This is a genomic window from Actinoallomurus sp. NPDC050550 (assembly GCF_040655075.1).
Taxonomy (GTDB): Bacteria; Actinomycetota; Actinomycetes; order Streptosporangiales; family Streptosporangiaceae; genus Actinoallomurus.
Map to the genome: position 1 here is coordinate 65188 of NZ_JBFAJC010000008.1, position 24589 is coordinate 89776.

The following is a 24589-nucleotide window of genomic DNA, read 5'->3' on the forward strand; positions in this document are numbered from 1 at the left end:
GGTCATGACTCCGAGGCGTCCTGAGACTTCCGGATCCGCTCGAGCTCCTGCTCGGCCCATTCGGCCCAGTCCCGCTGGGTGGCCGTGAACCGCAGGCCCCATTCGAGGGCGATCCGGCCGTATACCGACAGCGACTCCTCGCCTTCGGAGACGACCGGGAGCAGCTCCGTGAGGTTCCGGTGATATTCCGCTGCGGCCTCGGCCCGGCGGCGGAGGTACGTGCGAGCCTCCTCGGATTCGAGGATGCCGAGGAAGAACACGCGCAGGAGCATGTCGCTGCGGCGGGCCACCGGGGTGGGCTCGACCTCGGTCAGCCAGTGGCGCAGCTCGGCCCGGCCGGCGTCGGTGATCGCGTACTCCTTGCGGCCGCGGGGGCCTTCGGCCACCACGGTGACGAACCCGGCGTCGGCGAGTTTGCCGAGCTCGCCATACAGCTGGCTCTGGGTCGCCGGCCAGACGTTGGCGAGCGAGATCTCGAAGATCTTCAGCAGGTCATAGCCGCTGGCGGGCCCTTCGGACAGCAGGCCGAGCACGGCGTGTCGGAGGCTCATGAACCAGAGCCTACCTTCCACTGTTGACATGTCGCTAGTGGAGGTTCTACTTTCGACCTGTCACTACTGGAACGTCATCGGGAGCGCCTCGTGCTCAGCTACCTCCGCACCTTTCTCCCCTGGATCGCCTTCGCGGTGATCAGCACGCCGCACGACTCCCGGTACGGCGCGCTCGTCGGCGCCGTCCTGGCGGTCGTGCTCCTCGCGTCCGAGCGCCGGAAGGGCCGCCCCTGGGACGCCCTGATCATCGAGGTGACCTCGATGGCGTTCTTCGGCGCGCTCGCCATAGCGGCGTTCACCATGGCCAAGGCGCCCCTCGGCGCGTACGGTTCGGCCGTCTCCGACGCCTGGCTCGCCCTGGTCGCCTGGGGGTCCCTGGCCATCCGCCGGCCCTTCACCCTCGGCATCGCCCGGACGATGACCCCGCCGGAGATCCATGGCAGCCCGATCTTCTACCGGGTCAACGCCGTCATCACCGCCGCGTGGGCACTCTCCTTCACCGCGATGGCGATCGTGCTGGCCGTGCTGGTCGACGTCGCGCCTCACGCCACCGGGCTGAGCATCGCCGTCAAGGTCGCCGGCTTCGTCCTCCCGGCGCTGTTCACCGCCCGCTACCCCGAGACCGTCCGGGCCCGCCAGAACGCCGCCGCCTGATGAACCTCCCCGACTACCTCACCGGCCTGAAGGCCCCAGTGGCCGACGAGATCGACGCCGTCGACCTGCCGGTCACCGGCACCCTGCCCCCCGAGCTGACCGGCCGCTACTTCCGCAACGGCCCCAACCCCCTCCCCGGCCGGGACCCCGGCCACTGGTTCGCCGGAGCCGGCATGCTCCACGGCGTCCGCCTCCGCGACGGCCGCGCCGAGTGGTACCGCAACCGCTGGGTCCGGACCCGCGAGCTGGAAGGCGCGCCGTTCGCCGGCCCGGACGGGGTCGACCTGACCGCGACACCGGCGAACACGAGCGTCATCCGGCACGCGGGCCGCATCTTCGCCCTCGTCGAGACGGGACTGCCGCATGAGATGACGCCCCAGCTGGACACCGTCGGGCCGTACGACTTCGGCGGCCGGCTGACGACCGCCATGACCGCGCATCCGAAGACCGACCCGGTCACCGGAGAGCTGCACTTCTTCGGCTACGGCTTCGTCCCCCCGTACCTCAGCTACCACCGTCTCTCGGCGGCGGGCGAGCTGGTGGAGAGCCGGGTCGTGGACGTCCCGGGACCGACGATGATCCACGACTTCACGATCACCGAGCACCACGTGATCTGGCTGGACCTGCCGGTGGTCTTCGACACGGCTCTCCTCGGATCCGGTATGCCGTACCGCTGGGACGACGCGTACGGCGCGCGGCTCGGGGTGATGCCACGAGACGGCGGCGAGACGCGGTGGTACCCCATCGACCCCTGCTACGTCTTCCACGTCGGCAACGCCACCGAGGACGCCCAGGGCCGCATCACGCTCGACGCCGTCCGCTACACCCGCGCCGGTTTCACCGGCTCCTGGGAGCGCATCGGCGGCGCACCCGACCCGGCCGCCGCCGCGGCCGCGAGCGGAGGCGCGTCCCTGTACCGATGGACGCTGGACCCGGCGACCGGCGCGGTCAAGGAAGAGCCGCTCGACGACCGCAACGTCGAGTTCCCCACCCTCAACGACGACCGGCTCGGCAGGGCCGGCCGTTTCCTCTACACCGTCACCGGCGACGCGATCGTCAAGTACGACACCCGCGCCGGCCGCGCCCGCGTACGGGACCTGGGCAGGTCTCCCGGCGAGGCGGTGTTCGTCCCCGCGGCCGACGCCCGTGCCGAGGACGCCGGATGGCTGCTGTCGATCGTCACCGACCGCGCCGGTGAGGGCTCGGAACTGCTCGTCCTCGACGCCGCCGAGCTGGAGTTCGCCGCCTCTGTACGCCTCCCGCGCCGCGTACCGGCGGGCTTCCACGGCAACTGGCTGGCGGACTGAACGGGGGCCGCTTCCCCAGGTCGCGGCCGAGTCCGTACGGTGGCCTCAGTGGATCCGCGAACTTCGTCCCCGCGACGTGTCCGGGGCGCGCCGCCGGCTCCGACGTCCCGGGTGAGAGGCACCGGAACGGGTGCCGGCGGAGAGCACCGACGACCGGTGACCTCAGGCCGCGACACTGGTGGTGGCCGGTCCGGCGGTGCGCGGCGGCTCCGGCCGGTACCGGGCCGTGAACGCCGGCCGCGGGCGCGTCAGCGCGGGCGAGTCTTACGGTGGATCGTCCCGCCAGGGGCGTACCAGCCCGCCTTCTTCCGTACGGCCGGGGACGCGTCTCCGTCCCGCGAACGCACCAGCGCGGCCTCCGCGCCCGCACTGCCATGCGCGAAACGCCCGACGAGCTCGACCGCCATCGCCCGGACGTGCGGATCGGGGTCCTCCGCCAGCAGCCGCATCGCGGGAGGCAAAACGGAGGCCTCGGCAGGGCGGCAGGAATCCTGCTTGCAGCGGTCACAGGACAGCGCGTGGAGGGCGGCCACGCGCACCCGGGCGTTCTCGTCGTCGAGCATCGCGACCAGGTCGTTCAGCGCGTCCTCGACGAGCAACTGGTCGAGGAGGCGACAGCACTGCTCGCGGACCCCCGCGTCGGCATCCCGCAGACCCTGCCGGATCGCCGGAACCCCCGTCACGCCCCGGCGGAGCAGCGCGAAGTACGCCGCGGTCGCACGAGGAGCGCTCCCCAGCGCCCGCACCAGGTCGTCGTCGGTAGCGGTCGGTGGCAGCATCGGCACCACGGTCACGGAGCCGAGTCTCACCGGTTCACGGAGCCCCGCCAACCGATTTTCCCGGCCGCGCGGCGCCGCCCGGTGCCGGAGCGCCGCCGAGGTGCTCGGAGATGGACTTGGTCGTGGTCACGAGGAGCCCGCCGATCTCGGCGACGCGGTCGAGCGTGACGCGTGAGGCCGGACCGGAGACACTGATCGCCGTCGTGACGGCGCCACGGTGGTCGAAGATCGGTGCGGCGACGCACCGGATTCCTTCTTCGTTCTCCACATCGTCGATGGCATAGCCGTGTCGCCGTACCGCCTCGAGCTCGGCGCGCAGCCGCTCGGGGCCGGTGATGGTGTTGGAAGTGCGCGCCGGCATGCCCTCCGCGACGACCTTGGCGAAGACCTCGTCGGTGGAGTGCGCGAGGAAGACCTTGCCGGTGGCAGTGCAGTAGGCGGGTTGCCGGCTGCCGATGCGCGAGTGCATTCGCACGGGCTTCGGGCTCTCGACCTTGTCGATGTAGACGATCTCCGGCGGGTCGAAGGTGAGCAGGTGGACCGTCTCCCCGATCCGCCCGGCGAGCTCGTGAAGGAAAGGGGCGACCGCCCTTCGGATGTCGAGCCGTTCCAGATAGAGCTGGCCGAGCAGGGCGTTCTGCGGCCCGAGATGGTACCGGCCGCTCTCGGGGTCCTGATCCACCAGGCGTACGTCCCGCAACGGCGCGATCAGCCGGAGGACGGTGCTCTTGCTCAGCTGGAGGCCGGTCGAGAGCTCGGCCAGCGTGGTGCCAGGCGGATGTCCGTGATCCTCCGCCAGGAACAGCAGGATGGCCAACGCCCGCCGGAGCGACGACGAGGAGTTGCGCCGAGAGCCGGTCGTGTCGCCGCCGTCGGCCGGGGTGCCGGGATCGGGCACGCGCTGCGTCCCTTCGTCGGGGGATGGGCTTTCGGAGGCTACCGCGCAGCAGCCTGTCATACGGCAATGCCGTATAGCAAGATCATATTTTGCATAGCAAATCGTTACAACGGGTTAACAGGACCTCATTGACGTGGGAACGGGGGGCTCGTTAGCTTGTCGTCACCAAAATACGAAATAGCGTTTTGCATTGCAGAACAGCTTACCCTCGGCCGTCGGCGCCGTGACCTCTGCCGATCACGCCGCCTCCCTCCGCACCCCACATCCGCATCACCCCCCGAAGGGATCCCGTCATGGGATGTCACTCCCGTATTCGCCGGCTGGCCGCTCTGTCCGCGGGCAGCATCGCCATCGGCTCGCTGGCCGCCTGCTCCTCCGGCGGAGGAGCGGCCACCGCTCAGCGTGACTCCACGCTGCAGAAGGTCATCCGCGCGGGCACGCTCAACGTCGCCAGCTGTCTGTCCTTCCCCCCGTTCGGATCGAAGGACCAGTCCGGCCGGCCGCAGGGGTTCGACGTCGACGTGGCCGGTGCCATGGCCAAGGCGCTCGGCGTCAAGCTGAAGGTCATCGACACGACCTCCGCCAACCGCATCCCGAACCTGCAGACCAACAAGGTGGACGCGGTCGTCTGTAACTTCACCATCACCCCGGAGCGGGCCAAGCAGATCGCGTTCACCGATCCCTACGTCGTCGCCGGCGAGGTGCTGCTCGTGAAGAAGTCGAGCAACATCTCCGGGCTGAAGGACCTGTCCGGAAAGACCGTCGCCGTCACGAAGGGATCCACCGACGGCGACGCGGTGAAGAAGGGCAACCCTCAGGCGAAGATCCAGGAGTACGACACGTCGTCCGCCGGGGTGCTCGCTGTCAAGCAGGGACAGGCGGACGCGATGGTCGAGGACTCGAACTTCCTCAACTACCAGGCGAAGCTCGATCCCTCGCTGAAAGTGACGCGTACGTCCGTCGTGCCGCTGGAGTACAACGGCATCGGCGTGCGGGCCGGCGACCCCACGTGGCTGCAGTGGGTCAACACCTGGCTGCGCGATTTCAACACCTCCGGCGAGGGCGACGCCCTGTACAAGAAGTGGTTCGGCGTCGATCGCGTCTTCAAGCTCAACCCGTCCTACTGAGCCCCTGGCGGCGGCGTCGGCCGCCGCCACTGGAGGAGATCGATGTTCGCCGACTGGACTTATGCCCTCCGGGACTGGCCCACTTATCTCACCGCGGCCTGGCTGTCGTTGAAGATCTCGCTGGCCGCCTTCGCCCTTGCCTTCCTCCTCGGCATGCTCGGTGCTTTCGCACGCAGGTCGCGGTACGCGCTGCCGCGCGTGATCGCAGCCGCGTACGTCGAGGTCATTCGTAACACGCCGGTTCTTCTGCAGATGTTCGTCGCGTACTTCGCGCTGCCGTCCGCAGGGTTGAAGATCAGCCCGGTGCAGGCGGGCATCGCCGCTCTCGGCGTCAACGTCGGCGCCTACCTGACCGAGATCTTCCGCGCCGGCATCCAGGCCGTCCCGAGCGGCCAGCGCGAAGCGGCCCGGGTGCTGGCGCTGAGTCCGATCCAGACCTTCACGCGCGTCGTCTTCCCCCAGGCGCTGCGCAACGTCTACCCGGCGGTCGTCAACCAGCTGATCCAGATCATCCTGGGGTCGTCGCTGCTCTCAGCGATCTCGGTTCCCGAGCTCACCGGAACGGCCACCGTCATCAACTCCCGCAATCTCCTCACCGTCCAGGTGTTCGCCATCGCGGCGGCCCTCTACCTGATCCTGACCAACCTGGTCTCACTGCTGGCCGCGGTCGTCGGCCGAGTCGCGTTCAAACCGCCGCTGCGGCCGGTGAGCACCAGCCGGGCGGCCCGGCAGGGTGTCCTGCGCGCGATCCGCCGTGGCTCGCTCGCACGCAGGGAGGCGTGATGGACTTGACGGTCATCTGGTCCAACCACATCCCCTTGATCGACGGGTTGTGGGCGACGGTCGTGCTGTCCGTGGCGGCCATCGTCACCGGCACACTCATCGGCCTGCTCATCGCCGTCGTACGGACCGGCCGGATCCCGGTCCTGGCTCAGCTGGGCCGCTGCTACCTCGAGATCTTCCGTGGGACGCCGCTGCTGGTCCAGATGCTGTTCATCTACTTCGGCGCGGCGTACCTCAACATCGCGGGCATTTCGATCTTCGGAGCGGCGTTGCTCGCCCTCACTCTCTTCGAGGGGGCGTACATCGCGGAGATATTCCGGGCCGGCATCGAGGCGATTCCCCGGGGCCAGTGGGAGGCGTCGCGGATCCTGGGGCTGTCACGCGCCCAGACGTTCCGCTCAGTGATCCTTCCGCAGACGAGGGCGATCGTGCTGCCCCCGCTGGTCGGCCAGTACCTCTCGCTGGTGAAGGACACGTCGATCGCCGTCGTCATCGGGTACGCGGAACTGCTCCGCGAGGGACAGTCGGTCATCGATCGAGTCGGTCATCCCAGCGAGGTGTACCTGACCATCGCCGCCCTCTACTTCGTCATCTGTTATCCGCTGTCACTGGTCGTCCGGCGGATGGAAAGAAAGGCAGTGACCACCTGATGACCGATTCGGATCGTCGCCGGACCACCACCGCGCAGATCACCCTGACCGGCGTTCACAAGCGCTTCGGCTCGCTGGAGGTGCTCAAGGGCGTCGACATCGAGGTCGGCGCGGGAGAAGTCGTCGTCCTCATCGGCGCGAGCGGCTCCGGCAAGAGCACCCTGCTGCGGATCATGTGCGACCTTGAGCGTGCCGACGACGGCGAGGTCTGGGTCAACGGGGTGCCCCTCCATGTCCGAAAGCGCGCGCCCGAGATCCTCGGGCACGTCGGCATGGTGTTCCAGCAGTTCAACCTCTTTCCGCATCGGACCGCACTCGGCAATGTGACCCTCGCTCTCACGAAGGTCCGCAAGATGCCAAGGGCGCAGGCCGAGGATCGCGCACGGGAGGTCCTGGCCCGGGTCGGCCTCGCCGACAAGACCGACGCCTACCCGATCCAGCTCTCCGGCGGCCAGCAACAGCGCGTCGCCATCGCCAGGGCGCTCGCCATGGACCCGGCGATCATGTTCTTCGACGAGCCGACCTCCGCCCTCGACCCCGAACTCGTCGGCGAGGTCACCGGCGTCATGCGGTCACTCGCCGAAGACGGCATGACGATGGTGGTCGTCACCCACGAGATGCGGTTCGCCCGCGACACCGCCGACCGGGTCATCTTCATGGACGACGGCGTGGTCCTCGAACAGGGGACGCCCGATCGTGTCTTCGCGAACCCCGTCGAAGCCCGCACCCAGCAGTTTCTGCATCGTGTCCTGGACACATGACCACCCCATCGGCGAGGGCGGCGAACCGGCCGTCGATTCACCCTGCGCGCAACCGGTATTCGGCTCCGTCGCCGACCAGGCCGGATGCGCGATCCGGCGGTGATTCGAGCGCGAGACGGCCCCCGGTCCCGACTTTCTGTCGTCGGGAGCGGGGGCCGTTCGCTACGTGAGGACCGTCAGCGCGCGCGGCGAGGGCCGCGAATCTTACGGTGGGCGCCCTTCGGCTTCTCGGCGGCCTTGACGCCCTTGATGATGTTCGCCTTGCCGAGCCGCAACTGCGTCAGCAGCAGCCCCAGCGCCACCAGCAGCGCGGCGAGCCAGGCCGCCTGCGTGCTGGCCAGCTTGTCGAACGTCAGCGTGTCCGGCCCGTCGGCGGCGTTCTGCAGCGACTGCGAGTTACCGGCGTTCTGCACCAGCGGCGCCGTCGCCGGATCCTGCCCCTGAGTGTTGTTCTGGCCTTGCCCGATGTTCGGCAGCGCCGGGTTCTGCTGCGCGGCGACCGACGGCGAGGTGTTCGCACCGTTCGTCGTCCCGGTGCCGGAGTTCAGGTTCCCCGTCGGCGTCGACGTCCCCGACCCGGTCCCGCTCCCGGACCCCGACCCGGACCCACTGCCCGACCCTGAACCGGAGCCACTGGTGTGCGAGGGCTTAGGGGTCGACGGCTTGGGCGTCGGCTTCTTCGTCACCTTGAACGAGGCAGGTGTGACGCCGCTGTCCACACCGCCGGAGAAAGCGTCGGCCGACACGCTGACCGTCCCGGGATCCGACACGGTGACGGTGAAGGTGACGCTCTCACCAGCAGAGTTGACGTTTCCCAGCTTGCACAGGCCCGCGGAGAGCGTGCACCGAGCACTGATGGTCCCCGGGTCTGCTCCGAGGCTCAGTTTGACGTTATCGACGCTCGTCGTCCCGCTGTACACATGTGCGGTGAACGAGACCTTGGTTCCCGGATAGATGGTGCCACCGGTCGTCCGGCTCAGTCGTACGTGCAGTACCGGCGCCGGCGGCGTGGGAGTGGGGGTGTCCGTCGAGCTCTTTGTCGGTGACGCCGACGTGGAGGGCGATGAAGACTTGCTCGTCCCGGTCGAAGGCGTCGCCGACTTACTGGCGTCGCCGGATGCCAGGGCTGGGGGAGAGTTGCCGACGATCAGGACGATCCCTGCGCCGAGAACGATGACCAGCGGGTTTCGTGCCGATCGTGCGAGCACTGCTCACAACCTCCCCATCGCACCGTAAAGACATCACCCCGGCTTACCCCGGGGAGTCAGGTATGAATCATGCGATCACGTGAAAGCCGATCAATCAACCGTGCTAACGGAGTTATATCGCAGCAACCTCTAGATGAGCTCCTGGTGAAGCCCAGTGATCTCGTCCCGGGACACCCAGGCCTGGTAGACGCCGATGTCCACGCGTTCGAGCTCCAGAGCTGCGGCAACGGGCGCGCGACCGCCGCTGTACTCGACGCGTACCCAGCCCTCATGCTCGCCGATGACGACGAACGGCTCGCCGCGCCAGGTGCAGCGGGTCCGGACGTAGCGCAGGCCGTCGACCTGGTCCTCGCGGACCACCAGGAGGAACCGGCCGGGCCGTACCTCGGTGAAGCCGTCCACCGGCACGGCGGAGTACAGCCGAACCTCACCGTCGACACCGGGCACCGCGTCGTAGTCGGTGCCCTGCCAGCGAGCGACGTAGCCGTCTCTGATCACCTAGTCCTCCGCAGGTTGCCCCGGCCTTCAGGCCGGGGAGGAATCCGAACCCCGCCAGGAGCGGCCCGGCATAGCCGGGCCGGTCCGAGAACGAAGTCCGTCGGTGTTCGACCATTCGCCTTACATGTTCGCAAGGCTTGTGTAAGGTAATGGGCATGCGGACGGCGTACAAGTGCCGGGCTTACCCGGACCCCGAACAGGCGGCGGTGTTCAGCCGCACGTTCGGGTGTGTGCGCCTGGTGTGGAACAAGACCCTCACCGAACGCCACGCGGCGTATCACCAGCGGGGCGAGAAGACCTCCTACAGGCAGACCGACGCGGCGTTGACCGGGTGGAAGAGGACCGAGGACCTGGCGTTCTTGTCGGAGGTGTCGTCGGTTCCGTTGCAGCAGACGCTGCGGCATCAGCACGCGGCGTTCGCGAACTTCTTCGCCGGCCGCGCCAAATATCCGCGGTTCAAGAACCGCAGTTCCCGGCAGTCCGCGCACTACACCCGCTCGGCGTTCCGCATGAAGAACGGCGAGCTGTCCATGGCCAAGACCACCACGCCGCTGAAGTTCGTGTGGTCCTTCGACGACGTCGAGGTGTCCACGCTGAACCCGACCATGGTCGTCATCTCCCGGGATCCGGACGGCCGCTGGTACGTGACGTTCGCCATCGACACCGACGCCCCCGAGCCCTTGGAGGAGACCGGGCACGCCATCGGCGTCGACCTCGGCGTCAATGACTTCGCGGTCACCTCCGACGGAGAACGGATCGCCAACCCTCGCCATCTTGAGCGCAAGGCCCGTAACCTGGCCCGCTACCAGCGGCGCATGGCCCGCTGCCAGCGTGGGAGCGCCAACCGGCGTAAGGCCAAGGCCAAGGTCGCCCGCGCCCACCGCAAGGTCCGCAACGCCCGCGCCGACTTCCTGCACCGCGTCAGCACCAACCTCGTGCGCAGGGCCGACACGATCGTGATCGAAGACCTCGCGGTCACCAACATGGTCAAGAACCACACGCTGGCGCGCGTCATCTCCGATGCGGGGTGGGGTGAGTTCCGCAGGCAGCTGGAGTACAAGGCCGAACGCGCCGGACGCACCCTCATCGTGATCGACCGCTGGTATCCGTCCTCCAAGACCTGCTCGGTCTGCGGGCACCTGCTCGCGGCGCTGAGTCTTTCCACCCGGCGCTGGACGTGTCCGGGCTGCCGCACCCGGCACGACCGGGACATCAACGCGGCCAAGAACATCCTTGCGGCTGGTCAAGCCGTAGCCAGGGACAACCCTGGTGATGCCTGTGGAGCTGGTGTCAGACGGCAAGGGCCCTCCCTTCCGCAGTCGGCGCTGAACCAGGAAACCCACGCCGCGAGGCGCCCGGCCTAGCCGGACCGGCCGCAAGGCCGACGGGACTCCCCTTCCTCCGAAGGGGAGGAAGTCAATTGTCCTTCTCCCACACGAGCCGATCCGCGTCGTACCTGGCGACGAACCGTTCGGTCCCGTCGCTGCTGATGACGTACATCTCCGAGCTGTGCGGAAGCCTGAAACTTTCAGCCTTGTACTCCGGGATGCTGCCCGCGCTGCCGGGGGCGAAGCCGTCGCCCGTGAACGGGGGCGGCTCCACCACCCAGCCGTCCTCGCCCCACTCCTTGAGTGCGTCCTCGTTCGTGCCGCCGAACGGCGTGCGGTAGAGCCCGGCGCGGTACGCCGCCCAGCGGATGACGTACACCTCCGGGTCGTCGACCGTGAAGGGCGATCCGTCGCGGATCAGGCCGAGGCACTCGTAGAGCCGCTGCGGCGTGTTGAGGTCGATGACGTCCTGGACGCGGTGCACGAAGCCGGCGATCCGATCGTACGCCTTGTCGAGGTACCAGGGGACCTGGTCGTGGACCAGCACCTTCTGCATGATCGTGAACGCCCCGTCGGCGGGGGTGCGCGGCTCAGCCTGATCGACGGCCTGGGGTTCAAGCCAGGCGGCGATCGGCGGCATCGTCTCGGCCGGGGCCGGGACTCCGGCCGGCACCGGTGCCGGCTCGGCGGTCGGCGGTGCGGTCACCGTCGGGAGCGAGATGCTTGGCGGGATCTGTGCCGGTCCCGGTTCGGTGGCAGGCGGTGTGGTGGTCGGCGGGAGCGAGATGCTCGCCGGGATCTGCGCCGGCTCGGGTTCGGCGGTCGATGGTGCGGTAGTCGTCGGGACCGGGATGCCTGCCGGGATCTGCGCCGGTCCGGGTTCGGCGGTCGGCCGTGTGGTGGTCGGCGGGAGCGAGATGCTCGCCGGGATCTGCGCCGGTCCTGGCCGGGCGGTCAACGGTGCCGCCTCCGCCGGGACCGGGATACCGGCCGGGTCCTGCGCCGGCTCCGGCAGCGGCGTCTGGGGCGGGGCCGCGGGTGTCGCGAGCGGTGCGGACGGCGTGGCGGCGCGGTTCGCGAGCGAAGCGGCGATCGCGTTGATCTGCTCGGCGGACAACGCGATCTCGATCGGGGTGCCCGGGTTCACCGAGACGTCCCAGCTCGGCTCCTGCCACGCGGTGAGAAGGTCGGCGAAGGTCGGCATGACGAACCCGGTGGTGCCGACCGCTTCCTTCATCCAGTCGAAGGAGGTGAACGCGAGCATCGACGCGCGCCCTCGGACGGACACCGCCGCCCAGGGGAACGCCGGGTCGCTCGGCGGCGTATTCACGGTCGGCGGCGTACGGCTCCAGACGGGCAGGAAGACCGACGCCTCGAGCAGCACCTGCAGGAGCGCGTCCGGATCGTCCCGAACTTCGAACAGGCGCCGTTCGGCGTCGTTCTGCGCGGGGAAGTCGCTCGCCAGGCGTTCGGCGGCCTCGTCGTCGACGCGGCGCGACAGTGCCGTGATGCGGTCCCCGGGGATCGTGACGCCGATCGCGGAGCCGTCGTTCATGACGAGGTCCCACGCCGGGTCCGGCCAGAACCGCAGGATCTTCGTCAGGTCGGACAGGATGAACGGGTGGCCGCCCATCGCCTCGCGCATCCGGCTCGGCCCGGTGAACAGTGGCACGACGGTCCGTCCGCCGGACTCCCGGGTGTACCACTGGAAACCGGGACGGCCGGGGCCGAGCATGAGGTCGCCGCCCTCGACCATGGGCACCCAGATCTGGCTCGCGCCCAGGAGCGTCCGCAGGAGTCCCTCGCGGTCGTCGCGCGCGGCGGCGTCGTAGAGCAGGCGTTCTTCTTCGTCCAGGGGGATGAAGTCGGCGTCCGAAGTGAAGTGCGGTGCGAGAGGCACGTCGGAGGAGACCGGCCGCGGCTCGCTCTGCGTGGGTGCGTCGGCGGGGGAGGACGTGGGGCCGACGTCCGCCTGGCCGGGTCCCGGGGGCATCGGTTCGTCGTCGGAGACGATCGGCATGGGCGCGGTCTCGGCCACCGGCGGGGTGCCCTCCGCCGGAGGGGGCGGCACCGCGCCGGCGGTGGAGAACGAGGGGTACGACGGCGCCTCCCCGGCCGGTGTCCGCCCGTCGGGCACGCCCCCGGCCGACTCGGCGGTCGGCGCATTCCCGGCCGGCCTCTCGCCGGCCGGCTCCGGCGCGCCCCAGGTCGGCCTGTCGCCGGCCGACTCAGCGGTCGGCGTGCCATCGATCGGCTCCCCGGTCGGCCTGTCGCCGGCCGACCGCTCCCTGGCCAACGCCTCTCGGGCGAACGCCTCCACGGTCGGCGCGTCCGCGATCGTCGTCTCGCCGAACGACTCCTCCCAGGCCGGCGGGGCCGGGTACGAGCCGGGCGGGGGCCCCTCCGGCGGCGGAGTGGGGAACGAGAGACCAGGGAAGGGCGCGGTGTCGGTGACGGGTGCCGGTTCGCCGGAGGCCGGAGGGCGCGCGCCTTCGAGAGGCGTCGGGGCCGGTTCGCCCGGCACCGGAGAGTGCACGTCTCCGAAAGAAGTGGGAGCCGGTCCGCCCGAGACCGGAGGATGCGCGTCCCCGAAAGGCGTCGGTGCCGGTTCGCCCGGGGCAGAAGGGTGCGCGTCCCCGAAAGGAGCGGGTTCGCCCGGGACCGGCGGAAACGTGTCCGCGAGAGGTGCCGGTGCGGGTTCGCCCGGGACCGGAGGGTGCGCGTTCCCGAGGGGCGTCGGGGACGGTTCGCCCGGGACCGGAGGGTGCGCGTTCCCGAGGGGCGTCGGGGACGGTTCGCCCGGGACCGGAGGGTGCGTGTCCCCGAGGGGCGTCGGGGACGGTTCGCCCGGGACCGGAGGGTGCGTGTCCCCGAGGGGCGTCGGGGACGGTTCGCTCGGCACCGGAGGGCGCGCGTCCCCGAAAGGCGCGGGGGCCGGTCCGCTCACCGGAGGATGCGCGTCCGCGGGAGACACCGAGGCGTCTCCGGGCGGCGGTGGAAGGACGCCCGGATCCAGAGCGGACGGCTCGGTCGGTGGTACGGGCGGCAGCGAGGTCTCCGGCACCGGTGGGAACGACAGCGACCCGTGGTCCGGTGCCGCTTCGCCGGTGTACTGCCCGGTGGGCGTGGCCGGCCCGTGAGCCGACTCCTGCTCGGACCCCGCGCCGTACGTCATCTCCTGGTCGGCCTGCGCGCCGTAGGGCGTCTCCTGTTCGGCTCGCACGCCATAAGGCGTCTGCTCGGCCTGCGAGCCCTGGGGGAGTTCCTGTCCGATCGGCGCGGCGGACGAGTCGTGGCGGACCGCGTCATGCCCGGTCGGTGCGGCGTGCGTCCCGTGAGCCGCCTCCTGCTCCGCCGGCGGCTGAGCGGCGGGACCGGTCTCCGGAGCGAGCGGCGCCTCCTGGGCCGGCGGGAGGTTCGCGGTGAGCTGTCCGACGAACCAGGCGGGCAGGTATCCCTCGATCGGCAGCCCAGAGTTGACCGCGAGCCACCAGTCGCTGTCCGGCCAGGTGTTCGCCATCTCCGCCAGCGGCATCCGGACGAAGTGTTCGTAGCCGGGGCCGAGGCAGGCGCGCGCCGCCTCGACCGACGTGTAGGCGAGTACGTGGGTGCGACCCTCGTGGGTGCTGGTCGGCCACGTGAACGCCGGCTGTCCGGGGTCCGGCTCGACCTTTGGCAGCGGAAGGACGAGCTCCGCCACGCTCAGCAGCTTGAAATAGGCGTTCTGGTCGCCGTCGCGTAGGGCGTCGCTCAGCTGCTGCTCGAGTTGGTTTGCGGGCTCCCATGTGCCGGTCATTCGCCACCCCCCGGAAGCTCTTTGCACAAGAGGTCCACCGTACCGGGAGCAAACCGGCGGCGCGCACGAGTACCGGCAGCCGATCGGACTTACCCGGACGAAGTGTCACTTTCAATACCGCTGACCAGCAGCGGAGCGAATCGTCAGGCGGTAAGCCGCCGCAGCGCGGTCAGCAGCCGGTCGATGTGCTCGTCCGTGGTGCCGATGCCGAAGCTGGCCCGCAGCGCGGTGCCGTCGCCGTCACCGCAGCCGCCCCGCCCGTCGCCGACCAGTCGCCGGACGAACGGGTGCGCGCAGAACTTCCCGTCCCGTACGCCGATGCCGTACTGGTCGGACAGCGCGGTGGCGATGGCGCGGGACTCGCGGCCCCCGACGATGAACGACACGATGCCCACGCGCGGGTGCCCGTCGCCCCACAGCGACAGCTCCCGTACGCCGGGGATGGCCGCCAGGCCGGTCCGCAGCCGCCGCAGGAGACGCTCCTCCTCCGCGACGAGCGTCTCCCAGTCGGTCAGGGCCTCGCACGCGGCTGCGAGCGCGACGACGCCGAGGACGTTCGGCGTGCCGGCCTCGTGCCGCTGCTGCGGGTCCGCCGACCACGTCACGTGCTCGCCGACGCTCGCGGTGGCGCCGCCGCCCAGGAGGTACGGCTCGGCGGCGCGCAGCCAGTCGGCGCGGCCGACGAGGCAGCCCGCGCCGAACGGCGCGTACAGCTTGTGCCCGGAGAAGGCGACGTAGTCGACGTCGAGCGCGCCCATGTCGAACGGCCGGTGCGGGACGAGCTGCGCGGCGTCGACCGCGATGCGGGCGCCGTGCGCGCGGGCGACGGCGGCGAGTTCGGCGACGGGCCAGAGCTCGCCGGTGACGTTGGAGGCGGCGGTGACGACGAGCAGGCGCGGCCCGGCCGGCGCCGCGGCGAGGGCCTTGCCGGCCGCCGCGAGGGCCGCCGCAGGGGATTCGGGGGCCGCGAGCCGTACGACGTGGTTGCCGCGCTGCCAGGGCAGGAGGCTCGCGTGGTGCTCGGACTCGAACACGACGACCGTGGTGCCGCGCGGCAGGGCGTGCGCGAGGAGGTTCATCGCGTCGGTGGTGTTGCGGGTGAACACCACGGCGTCGCGCCGCCACGCACCGACGAACTCCCGGACGACCTCGCGGGCGCGCTCGTACCGGTCGGTCGTCACCTGCGAGGCGTATCCCGCGCCGCGGTGCACGCTGCTGTAGTAGGGGAGGGCGGCGTCGAGCGCGTCGCGCACCGCCTCCAGACAGGGCGCGCTCGCCGCGTAGTCGAGGTTCGCGTACGGAACGGTCCGGCCGTCGGCGAGGGGTACGGGGACGCCTTCACCAACGACGCGCAGGGCGGGACGGGTGATGGGGGGCAGATCGAGTACAGCGGACAACACGCACCTCCGGCGGGGCCTGGGACCCCGCGAGGGGTCCGCGCTTGTCCGGCACGGTCGTGTCGGACCCGGTCATCACCCGGGGCACCCCGCCACGGACGGAGGGTTGCCGGCCAGCAAGCCGGGGCTTCGCGCTGGCACTCGTGACCTGACGGTGAGTATAGAGCACTCGCCCGAAGAACGCCGTTTCGGCGTCGTGTGACCACTTCTCCGCGATTGAATACGGGCACGGGAGTTCGACGAAGGGAGAGCAGGGCGATGCGGGGTGGATGGCGGCGGCCGGTGGGGGTCGTCCTGGTCGCGGTGTGCGCGGCCGGATGCGGCGTCGGCACGAACAAGGGTCAGGTCTGCAAGGACGCGGTCAAGGCGGTCGGGTCCTACAACGCGACCCTGAACCGCATCTCGCCGGACGACATCACCCAGTGGAAGCAAGCGGCGGCGACCCTCGCCACGCGGTTCGACGCGCTCGCCCGCGAGTCCGACGACAAGAAGCTGAGCGGGACGCTGAGCGGCATGGCGACCGAGTGGCGGGGCGTCAGCACCGGCATCACCCCGCGCGACATCTCGCGCCTGCAGAGCACCGTCCAGCGCCAGCCCGCCGCCCTCGCCACGGCCTGCAAATGAACGCCTGAGCGCCCGCCGCCGTAGGGCCGCGGGCGCTCAGCCGCTCAGAACATCGAGTTGGGATCGCCGCCGTCGTACACGCGGCCCGTGGGCTGGCCGGTCGGGCCGCCGGTGGGCAGGTGGGTCGGCGGGCCTCCGGTCGGCGGATGGTGAGTCGGCGAGGACGGGTGGGACGGCCTGGTCGTCCGGGGCCTCGAGAAGCTCGGGTGCGGCTGCGGCTGGACCGGCGTCGTCGGGTACTGGCGCCCGCCGACGTACACCGACGGGTCCCCGAACGACTTCACCGGCATGTCCGCGTCGGCCTTGACGAGGAAGTTGTGCCAGATCGTGGCCGGCAGGTCACCGCCGTACGAGGAGTAACCGGGGAGGCTCAGCGCCTTGTTGTCGCTCCGGAAGATGCCGACTGAGGCGGCCAGCTGCGGGATGAACCCGTTGAACCAGACCTGCTTGCCGCTCGAGGTCGTTCCGGTCTTGCCGGCGGCGTTCCGGTCCGGCAGCGCGGCATTGGTGCCGGTGCCCGCGTCGACGACCTTCTGCATCGCGTACGTCGCGTCCCGGGCGATCTGCGTGCTGAAGACCCGCTTGCCGGTGGTCGGGACGACGCGCTTCTTGCCGTTCCGGTCGGTCACCGACCGGATGACGTGCGGCGCGTGGTAGACGCCCTCGGACGCGAACGCGGCGTACGCGGCGGCCTGCTGCTCCACGCTGACGTCGATGACGCCGAGCGGGAACGTGACGGCGGTGTTCGCGCCGTTGGCGGTCAGCTGCGACTCGGGAATGCCGAGCTTCTCCGCCATCTCCATCACCTTGTCGTTCCCGATCTTCTGGGCGATGTTGACGTACGCGGTGTTGATCGACTCTTGCGTCGCGGTGACGAGGTTGACCGGGCCGAAGTCCTCGTGGTTGTCGTTCTGGATCGGCTGTTTGCTGCCGTCGAACGTCTGGTCGTCGCTGCCGTCGACCTGGTCGTCCAGGGACATCCCGTCGTTCAGGGCCGCGGCGAGGACGTACGGCTTGAAACCGGACCCCGGTTGCACCTTGGCGTCGAACGCGGTGTTGAAGTTGTTGTCGAGGTACTGCTTGCCGCCGTAGAACGCGTTGATCTCGCCGGTCGACGGGTCGACGGACACCAGACCGGCCATGACCTTGCTGGAGACGCTCGAGGGCATGGCGTCCTCCACTGCCGCCTTGGCGTCGTCCATCAGGTCCTTGTCGAACGTCGTACGGATCTTCAGCCCGCCGTAGTTGATCTGGTCCTGGCTGTAGCCCAGGCGTAGCAATTCGGCCTTCGCCAGGTCGTACATGTAGCCCTTCTCGCCCGCGAAGACGTCCTTGATCTTCTCCTTCTTGGGCAAGGGGAACCGCATGGTCGCGGCCTGTTGCGGGGTGATGCTCCTCATCTGGACCATGCCGTCGACGACGTACTTCCAGCGGCTCTGCATGTAGGCGCGAGCCTTCGGGTTGGACGTGTCGGTCGCGGTCGAGGGCACCTGGATGGCCGCGGCGATGTAGGCGCCCTCGGCGGGGGTCAGGTCCTGGACGTCCTTGTTGTAGTACGCCTTGGCGGCAGCCTCGATGCCATAGGCGTCCCGACCGAAGTAGATCGTGTTGAGGTAGGTCTGGAGGATCCAGCTCTTGTCCTTCTCGCGCCCGACCTTGAGCGCGATCATGATCTCCTTCAGCTTCCGGGACGCCGTGCGTTGCTGGCTGAGGCCGCTGTAGTAGTTGCGGACCATCTGCTGGGTGATGGTCGATCCGCCCTGCATGGAGCCGCCGGTCGCCGTCGCCCAGAACGCACGGGCCGTGCCCTTCACCGACACCCCGGGGTCGCTGTAGAAGCTGCGGTTCTCCGCGGAGATCACGGCGTCCCGTACCGGCTTCGGCACCTGGGACAGGGGGACCGGCTGCCGGTTGGTGCCCTTCTTCAGGATGACGCTCTTGCCGTCGCTGAAGTAGAACGTCGAAGGCTGAGCGTTGGCCAGGGGCTGCGAGGAGGTCGGTACCGGCGTCATCAGGTAGGCGACGATGAAGCCGGCGACGGGCAGCAGGATGAGCACGCCCAGCACGTACGCCGAGCGGCGCAGCCACTTGGCCCGCCGGCTCCGTTTCTTCTTCGGCTTCTTGGACTTCTCGTTCTTGGACTTCTCGCCCTCGGGAAGGGCGTGCACGGCGGTCATGGCCGACGGGCTTTCGTCGGCCACGACCAGACTGCCCGCCGTGGGTTCCACGGGCGGGGCCATGTCGGGTCGAGTGGCGTCATCGCGATCAGCGGCTCCGGACTCCACGGCAGATGCCGGTGCGGCGACGCCGCGCGGATCGGCCGCGTCTTCCGGTCCGGCCGCGGCCTCGAGCCCGACGGCGTCATCGTTGTTGGACGCTCCTGACGACCCCGAAGTTGGCGAAGATCCGGTGCCGTCCGTCCCGCCCCGCGAAGATCCGGCCTCGTTCGCGGCGGTCGGTGAGGTTCCGGGGCTCTTCGTGAGGTCCGGCGAAGTCTCAGCGCCGTTCGCGGCGGTCGGTGAGGTTCCGGAGCCCTTGAGGAGGTCCACCGATGTCTCGGCGCCGTCCGATGAGCCGCCGGTGTCGTCCGTCGCGTCTTGCGCGGATCCGGTGTCGTTCGCGGCGGTCGGCGAGGTTTCGGGGCCCTTGGCGAGGTCCACCGATGTCTCGGCGCCGTCCGCCGCGGCCGGCGAGGCGCCGGTGTCGCCTGTTGCCCCTTGCGGGGATCCGCTGCCGTTCGCGGCGGTCGGCGAGTTTCCGGCGCTCTTCGCCAGGTCCGGCGAAGTCTCAGCGCCGCTCGCCGCGGCCGGCGGGGATCCGGTGCCGCTCGCCGCAGCCGGCGGAGAGCCGGTGCCGCTCGCCGCAGCTGGCGGAGAGCCGGTGCCGTCCGCCGCCGTCGGCGAAGAGCCGGACCCGTCCGCCGCGGCCGGCGGAGAGCCGGTGCCGTCCGCCGCGCTTCCGTTCATGGCGCCGTTGGTGCCGTCCTCGGGCGTCGTGGGATCGCCGTCGTTGGCAGAGGTGTCGGGCATTTGCGATTCACCGGCTCCGACGCCGGTGTCCTTGTCACTCACTCGTCCCCCGTGACCTGCGTGAACCCCCGAAGGTACCTGAGGGGCGCGGCTTCACCGATCGGCGTGCCGGGCGTCCGGGGGCTTGACGATCCTAAGCCACGAAGGATAAAAGGCACGTCAGCCCCTGGTGAGCACCGTGCCGATCAATCGCGCCACCTCACGTGCCACGGCGTCCCGACCCGGTGCCAGATATTTTCGGGTGTCCACAACCGTCGGATGGTCGGCGAGGTATCCCCGGACCGCGTCGGTGAAAACCTTGTTCAGGTGGGTGGCGATGTTGACCTTGACGATGCCGGCCTCGACGGCGCGTGTGAGGTCGGCGTCGGGCACTCCGGACGACCCGTGCAGGACGAGGGGCACCGGCACGGCCGCGCTCAGCCGTGCGATCAGGTCGAGGTCGACGGCCGCGGTCCGGTCCGTCATCGCGTGCGAGGTGCCCACCGCGACCGCGAGCGCGTCCACGCCCGTCGCGGCGACGAAGCGGGCGGCCTCCTCCGGCTCGGTGCGTGCGCCCGGGGCGTGCACGCCGTCCTTCCCTCCGACCTCGCCGAGCTCGGCCTCGACCCACACGTCCCGTTCGTGGCAGTACGCGGTCATCTCGGCGGTCGTGGCGACGTTGGCGTCGTAGTCGAGGGCGGACGCGTCGTACATCACCGAGCCCAGGCCCAGCTCCACCGCCTCCCGTACGAGCTCGGGGGAGGTGGCGTGGTCCAGGTGGACGGCGACCGGGACCTTCGCCTGGCGGGCGGCCGCGAGGGTCGCCAGCGCGATGGGCTCGAGCGCGCCGTGGTAGCGCACGCAGTTCTCGCTGATCTGCAGGATGACCGGGCGACCTGCCGCCTCGGCGCCGTCGATCAGCGCTTCGGCGTGTTCGAGCTGGATGACGTTGAAGGCGCCGACGCCGTGCCCGGCGACGACGATCTCTCCTGCGGAGACGAGAGGCATCTGCGGAATCCTTCGTAGGCGGCGGGATCGTACGCTCCCGCGACGGGTGCGAGCACGGCCGCGGCCGACAGCGCGGCGGCGTCCTTGAGCAGGTCCGGCCAGGGCGAGCCGATCCCGGCGGCGAGCGCGGCGACGACCGCGTCGCCCGCGCCGGTCGGGTTGCCGGTCACCACCTGGGGTGGGGCCACGCGGTGCACGTCGTCGCCGACGACGGCCATGAGGCCCTCGGCGCCGAGCGAGACGACGACCGCGGGCGCGCCGAGCGACCGGCCACCCGTGACGTGACGGTCCGTGCGGGTGAGCTCGGCGAGCAGCGACGGGTCGCCGGTGCCGGCGACCAGCGACCGGGCGCCCGCGACCGGGTCGGCCGTGCCGGTGAGCTCGGCGAGTTCGACGGCGTTCGGCTTGACGGCCCAGGCGTACGGCGCGGCGTGCCGCAGCGGCTCGCCGGAGGTGTCGACGATGACCCGCGCGTCGCGGCGGGCGAGCCGGGCGACGGCGTCCGCGGGCACGCCCGGCGGCAGGCTGCCGGAGATGACGACGACGTCGGCGTCGGGGATCCGCGCCTCCAGCGCCGCCCACTCCTCCGGCGTGATCGTGGGGCCGGGCTCGTTGAGCAGGGTGGCGTCACCGCCGGCCACGACGGTGACGGTACGGCGGGTCTCCCCGGCGATGGGGACGAGGTCGTGCGCCAGCCCGGCGGCGTCCAGGTCGGCGCGCAGCGCCGCGCCCGTCGGCCCGCCGGCCGGGCCGACGATGAGGACGTCGTGGCCGAGCGCGTGCAGGACCCGGGCGACGTTCACGCCCTTGCCGCCCGCGCGGGCGTGGACGTTCTCGACGCGGTGGGCCTCTCCGGGCCGCAGCTCCGGCAGCTCGTACGTGACGTCGAGCGCGAGGTTGGGCGTGACCGTGACGATCACGCCGTCACGACCGTCTCGACCCGGAGGTCCGCGTCGAGGAGCACGAGGTCCGCGCGGAGCCCGGGCGCGACGGCGCCCCGGTCGGTGAGGCCGAGCAGCGCGGCGGGCGTCGTCGCGGCGAGCCGTACGGCGTCCTCCAGCGCGACGCCGGACGTCAGCACCGTCTGGCGGAAGATCGCGGCGGCCGTCGCGGTGCTCCCGGCGATCGAGCCGCCCTCGGCCAGGCGCGCCACGCCGTCGCGTACCTCCACGTCGAGGCCGCCGAGCCGGTAGTCGCCGTCGGACATGCCCGCCGCCGCGATGGAGTCGGTCACCAGCGCGGTCCGCGCGCTGCCCGCGGTCCGGGCGATGTGCGCCACGATCGACGGGTGCAGGTGCACGCCGTCGCCGACCAGCTCGACCGTCACGTCCGGCGCCTCCAGCAGCGCGAGGATCGGCCCCGGCTCGCGGTGGTTGAGCGGTCGCATCCCGTTGAACAGGTGCGTGGCGACCCGCGCGCCGCTCCGGACGGCCTCGAGCGCCACGTCGTACGTCGCGTCGGTGTGCCCCACGGCGGGGATCACCCCGGCGTCGCGGACGCGGCGCAGCGCGTCCAGGCCGCCGTCGAGCTCGGGCGCGAGCGTCATCATCCGCACGTGCGGGATCTTCAGCAGCCGGCCGACGGTCTCCGGGTCCGGCGCGCGCAGCAGGGCGGGGTCGTGCGCGCCCTTGCGGGCGACCGACAGGAACGGGCCCTCATAGTGGACGCCCGCCACGACGCCGTCGTCGGCGAGCTCCGCGAGGACGGACGCCCGGCGTTCGAGATCGTCCGGCGTCGCCGTCACCAGGCTCGCGACCAGCGTCGTCGTCCCGTGCTCCAGGTGGAACGCCGCCGCCCGTACACACTCCTCCGGGTCCGCGGAGTCGAACGACGCCCCGCCGCCTCCGTGGCAGTGAATGTCGACGAAGCCGGGAACGATCACATGGGCGTGCCGGTCGGTCCGCTCCGGCAGGCCCCGCTCGACCCGCGCGATCCGGCCGTCCTCGACGCTCACCCATCCGGGTTCGAGGACGCCGCCGGGGGTCACGACCTTGTCCGCGCTGAGAATCGTCATCGTCGCTCCAATAGGTCGCGTGCCCAGAGTCCGGCGCCGACACACCCGGCCTCGTCCCCGAACCGCGCGATGGTCAGGCGCGGCCGGCGGTGGAAGGTGAGCCGCCCGGCGAGGTCGTCGTCGAGCGGGTCCAGCAGGAGGTCGCCTGCCCGGGACAGTCCTCCGCCGATCACGATCACTTCAGGGGCGATCAACGCGGTCGCGGCGGCCAGGGCGGTGCCGAGGAAGCCGACCGTCTCCGCCCAGATCGCCGCGGCGTCGACGTCGCCCTGGGTCACCAGCGCGGCGACCGCGTCGGCGGCCGCCTCTCGGCCCGTACGGCGGGCGTAGCGGCGGCCGACCGCGGCGGCGGAGGCGACCGCCTCCAGGCAGCCGGTGCCGCCGCACACGCACGGCTCGTCCACCCCGACGGACATGTGCCCGATCTCGCCGGCGTAGCCGCCGGCGACGCACAGGTGCCCGTCGATCAGCATCGCCGCCGCGATGCCGGTGCCGATGGCCACGACGAGCGAGTTGCGGGCGCCCTGCGCCGCGCCGAGACGGATCTCGGCGGTCCCGCCGGCCCGTACGTCGTGGCCGACCGCGACCGGCAGGCCGGTGCGCTCGGTGATCAGGTCGCGAAAGGGGACGTCCCGCCAGCCGATGTTCTCGGACCAGACCGCGACGCCGCGCTCGTCGTCGACGATGCCGGGCACGGCCAGGCCGATCGCCTGGGCGTCGCCCGCCTGCCCGACCAGCTCCGTCACGGTCTCCAGCACGGCGTCGACCGCGGCGTCGCCGTGCGGCGTGGGCCGGCGCAGGGAGGCGACGCGGTCGAGTTCGGGAGAGAGGACCGCGCCCTTCATCGATGTGCCGCCGACGTCGAGAGCGACGATCACTTGAGCACGACCGAGCGGGTCAGCGACCGCGGGCGGTCGGGGTCGAGGCCCTTCGCCTCGCCGCGCGCGACCGCCAGCCGCTGCGCGACGATGAGGTGCGCGAGCGGGTCGAGGCCGCTGGTCGCGAACGTCGCGCCGGTCGCGGCGACGTCGTCGGCAAGTCCCTCCGGGGGAGCGCCGAACATCCAGGTCAGCCGGCCCGGCTGGGCGATGCTGATCGGGCCGTGGCGATACTCCATGGCCGGGTAGGACTCCGTCCACAGCTGCGCCGCCTCGCGCGCCTTGAGCGCGGCCTCCTCGGCCAGGCCGACGGTCCAGCCCCGGCCGAGGAAGGTGATCTGCTCGGCGTCGAGCCACGCGGGGTCCAGGGGCTCGGTCAGGGCACGCTCGGCGTCGTCGGCGGGCACCGCGTCGCCGAGAGAGGCGCGCAGCAGCGCGAGCGCGGTCGTGGCGAACCGGGTCTGCACCACCGACCGCTCGTCGGCGAAGTCCAGGACGATCGTGCGCGTCCCCGCCGCGAAGGGCGCGTCGGGGATCGCGGTGATCGCGGTGACCTCAGGAAGCCGTTCGACCGCCTCGAGCACCTCGGTCGTGGTGCCGGACCGGCTGATCGCGACGTAGCGGTCGTAGTCCCGGCCGAAGGGCAGCTCCGAGGCGGGGAAGGCGTCGGTGAGGCCGAGGCCCCTGCTCTCGCGCAGCGCGGCGTACGCCCTGGCCATGTACAGCGAGGTGCCGCAGCCGAACACGGCGACGCGCTCACCGTCGCGGGGCAGCGCCCCCCGCGCCTCGCCCAGTCGGTCGCCGGCGCGCCGCCAGCAGGAAGGCTGACTCTCGATCTCGGCCACGACGTGTCGTTGCGCCAACACCGCCTCCATATCTGCTCGTTCTTGAGCGATTCGTGCTCGTATCATGCACTAATGAGCACGGCCTCGCCAAGAGTCTGAGCGGACGCGGAATCGCCGGAGAGGGCCGGCGATCTGCGGGTGGCCTGGTCGGTCGTGGTCCGGCGGGTGGCCTGGTCGGTCGTGGTCCGGCGGGTGGTGACGGCTGAGGTCGCGCTCGAGGAGCGCCAGGCGGTCGGCCACGCCGACCGTGCCGTCGGCCGCCGATCGTACGGAGCGGTCGGGATGCGATTTCATGTGTCCCCCGATCGATCGTCCGAGCTCAGGGCCCGGTGAAATGGCATGCGGCACCCACGGTAAAGGTCTGGCAGTGAGATCGACGCCGGCGGCTTCGTTAAAGGTCTCTAACCTTGAGTCGGGGATAGCGAGGAATCGCCGATTAAGTCGCACTATAAAAGCCATTGGCATTTTCGGGTCG

The 24589-nt window shown here is 70.8% G+C and carries 21 protein-coding genes and 1 riboswitch; of the genes, 8 read left to right on the forward strand and 13 right to left on the reverse strand.

Features of this window, described 5'->3' with window-relative positions; translation table 11 throughout:
* Window positions 1-2: 2 nt before the first annotated feature.
* Complete coding sequence (locus tag AB0I04_RS13645; protein WP_360883339.1) at window positions 3-551, reverse strand: PadR family transcriptional regulator; 549 nt, start codon at window positions 549-551, stop codon at window positions 3-5.
* Window positions 552-641: 90 nt separating this feature from the next.
* Here AB0I04_RS13645 and AB0I04_RS13650 point away from each other — a divergent pair, with 90 nt between their 5' ends.
* Both AB0I04_RS13650 and AB0I04_RS13655 read left to right on the forward strand, forming a co-directional pair.
* Window positions 642-1205: a hypothetical protein gene (locus AB0I04_RS13650; protein ID WP_360883342.1), complete on the forward strand. Its 564-nt coding sequence runs from the start codon at window positions 642-644 to the stop codon at window positions 1203-1205.
* On the forward strand, window positions 1205-2512 hold the full coding sequence (locus tag AB0I04_RS13655) for a carotenoid oxygenase family protein (protein ID WP_360883345.1): 1308 nt from the start codon (window positions 1205-1207) through the stop codon (window positions 2510-2512). Before AB0I04_RS13650 ends, AB0I04_RS13655 begins: the two co-directional genes overlap by 1 nt.
* A gap of 248 nt (window positions 2513-2760) precedes the next feature.
* On the opposite strand, the gene AB0I04_RS13660 is transcribed toward AB0I04_RS13655, so the two are convergent.
* Window positions 2761-3306: a HEAT repeat domain-containing protein gene (locus AB0I04_RS13660; RefSeq protein ID WP_360883348.1), complete on the reverse strand. Its 546-nt coding sequence runs from the start codon at window positions 3304-3306 to the stop codon at window positions 2761-2763.
* A 19-nt stretch (window positions 3307-3325) separates the two neighbouring features.
* The gene (locus AB0I04_RS13665) at window positions 3326-4189 is read right to left on the reverse strand and encodes an IclR family transcriptional regulator (protein WP_360883351.1); all 864 of its coding nucleotides are present in this window, start codon (window positions 4187-4189) and stop codon (window positions 3326-3328) included.
* A gap of 293 nt (window positions 4190-4482) precedes the next feature.
* On the opposite strand from AB0I04_RS13665, the gene AB0I04_RS13670 reads away from it, so the two are divergent.
* From AB0I04_RS13670 to AB0I04_RS13685, 4 genes are read left to right on the forward strand one after another with little or no spacing between them, the layout of a single operon-like run.
* Window positions 4483-5316 (forward strand): transporter substrate-binding domain-containing protein, encoded by an 834-nt coding sequence (locus AB0I04_RS13670; protein WP_360883354.1) that lies wholly within the window; start codon window positions 4483-4485, stop codon window positions 5314-5316.
* A gap of 42 nt (window positions 5317-5358) precedes the next feature.
* Window positions 5359-6099 (forward strand): amino acid ABC transporter permease, encoded by a 741-nt coding sequence (locus AB0I04_RS13675; RefSeq protein WP_360883357.1) that lies wholly within the window; start codon window positions 5359-5361, stop codon window positions 6097-6099.
* Entirely contained in the window at window positions 6099-6749 is a 651-nt protein-coding gene (locus AB0I04_RS13680) for an amino acid ABC transporter permease (protein ID WP_360883359.1), read from the forward strand. The genes AB0I04_RS13675 and AB0I04_RS13680 overlap by 1 nt, the downstream gene beginning before the upstream one ends.
* Window positions 6749-7510 (forward strand): amino acid ABC transporter ATP-binding protein, encoded by a 762-nt coding sequence (locus tag AB0I04_RS13685; protein WP_360883361.1) that lies wholly within the window; start codon window positions 6749-6751, stop codon window positions 7508-7510. The genes AB0I04_RS13680 and AB0I04_RS13685 overlap by 1 nt, the downstream gene beginning before the upstream one ends.
* 176 nt (window positions 7511-7686) lie before the next feature.
* Here the strand turns inward: AB0I04_RS13685 and AB0I04_RS13690 are convergent, their stop codons facing one another.
* Both AB0I04_RS13690 and AB0I04_RS13695 read right to left on the reverse strand, forming a co-directional pair.
* Window positions 7687-8718, reverse strand: a complete 1032-nt coding sequence (locus AB0I04_RS13690; RefSeq protein ID WP_360883363.1) for a hypothetical protein — start codon at window positions 8716-8718, stop codon at window positions 7687-7689.
* Between the two features lie 129 nt (window positions 8719-8847).
* Window positions 8848-9216, reverse strand: coding sequence for a hypothetical protein (locus tag AB0I04_RS13695; protein WP_360883365.1), 369 nt, complete (start codon window positions 9214-9216; stop codon window positions 8848-8850).
* 155 nt (window positions 9217-9371) lie between these two features.
* Between AB0I04_RS13695 and AB0I04_RS13700 the strand changes: the two genes are divergently transcribed.
* A complete protein-coding gene (locus tag AB0I04_RS13700) occupies window positions 9372-10580 on the forward strand; it encodes an RNA-guided endonuclease TnpB family protein (RefSeq protein WP_360883367.1) in 1209 nt (402 codons plus the stop codon).
* Window positions 10581-10632: 52 nt separating this feature from the next.
* Here AB0I04_RS13700 and AB0I04_RS13705 read toward each other — a convergent pair whose 3' ends face one another.
* Window positions 10633-14340 (reverse strand): SseB family protein, encoded by a 3708-nt coding sequence (locus tag AB0I04_RS13705; protein WP_360883370.1) that lies wholly within the window; start codon window positions 14338-14340, stop codon window positions 10633-10635.
* A gap of 143 nt (window positions 14341-14483) precedes the next feature.
* Entirely contained in the window at window positions 14484-15695 is a 1212-nt protein-coding gene (locus AB0I04_RS13710) for an aminotransferase class V-fold PLP-dependent enzyme (RefSeq protein WP_360883872.1), read from the reverse strand.
* Window positions 15696-15772: 77 nt separating this feature from the next.
* A riboswitch (SAM riboswitch) is annotated at window positions 15773-15886 on the reverse strand.
* A 109-nt stretch (window positions 15887-15995) separates the two neighbouring features.
* Here AB0I04_RS13710 and AB0I04_RS13715 point away from each other — a divergent pair.
* Window positions 15996-16361 carry a hypothetical protein gene (locus tag AB0I04_RS13715; RefSeq protein ID WP_360883372.1) on the forward strand — a complete coding sequence of 122 codons (366 nt, stop codon included), beginning with the start codon at window positions 15996-15998 and terminating at the stop codon, window positions 16359-16361.
* Window positions 16362-16405: 44 nt separating this feature from the next.
* On the opposite strand, the gene AB0I04_RS13720 is transcribed toward AB0I04_RS13715, so the two are convergent.
* The 6 genes from AB0I04_RS13720 to AB0I04_RS13745 all read right to left on the reverse strand — a co-directional run bounded on the left by AB0I04_RS13720 (window position 16406) and on the right by AB0I04_RS13745 (window position 24132).
* A complete protein-coding gene (locus AB0I04_RS13720) occupies window positions 16406-19390 on the reverse strand; it encodes a transglycosylase domain-containing protein (protein ID WP_360883375.1) in 2985 nt (994 codons plus the stop codon).
* Between the two features lie 159 nt (window positions 19391-19549).
* Window positions 19550-20377, reverse strand: a complete 828-nt coding sequence (locus tag AB0I04_RS13725; protein ID WP_360883378.1) for a class II fructose-bisphosphate aldolase — start codon at window positions 20375-20377, stop codon at window positions 19550-19552.
* Window positions 20287-21297, reverse strand: coding sequence for a 1-phosphofructokinase family hexose kinase (locus AB0I04_RS13730; RefSeq protein WP_360883381.1), 1011 nt, complete (start codon window positions 21295-21297; stop codon window positions 20287-20289). Before AB0I04_RS13730 ends, AB0I04_RS13725 begins: the two co-directional genes overlap by 91 nt.
* A complete protein-coding gene (gene nagA, locus AB0I04_RS13735; protein ID WP_360883384.1) occupies window positions 21294-22391 on the reverse strand; it encodes an N-acetylglucosamine-6-phosphate deacetylase in 1098 nt (365 codons plus the stop codon). The genes AB0I04_RS13730 and nagA overlap by 4 nt, the downstream gene beginning before the upstream one ends.
* Window positions 22388-23269 carry an ROK family protein gene (locus AB0I04_RS13740; RefSeq protein WP_360883387.1) on the reverse strand — a complete coding sequence of 294 codons (882 nt, stop codon included), beginning with the start codon at window positions 23267-23269 and terminating at the stop codon, window positions 22388-22390. Before AB0I04_RS13740 ends, nagA begins: the two co-directional genes overlap by 4 nt.
* Window positions 23266-24132 (reverse strand): sugar isomerase, encoded by an 867-nt coding sequence (locus AB0I04_RS13745; protein ID WP_360883389.1) that lies wholly within the window; start codon window positions 24130-24132, stop codon window positions 23266-23268. The genes AB0I04_RS13740 and AB0I04_RS13745 overlap by 4 nt, the downstream gene beginning before the upstream one ends.
* Between the last annotated feature and the right edge of the window lie 457 nt (window positions 24133-24589).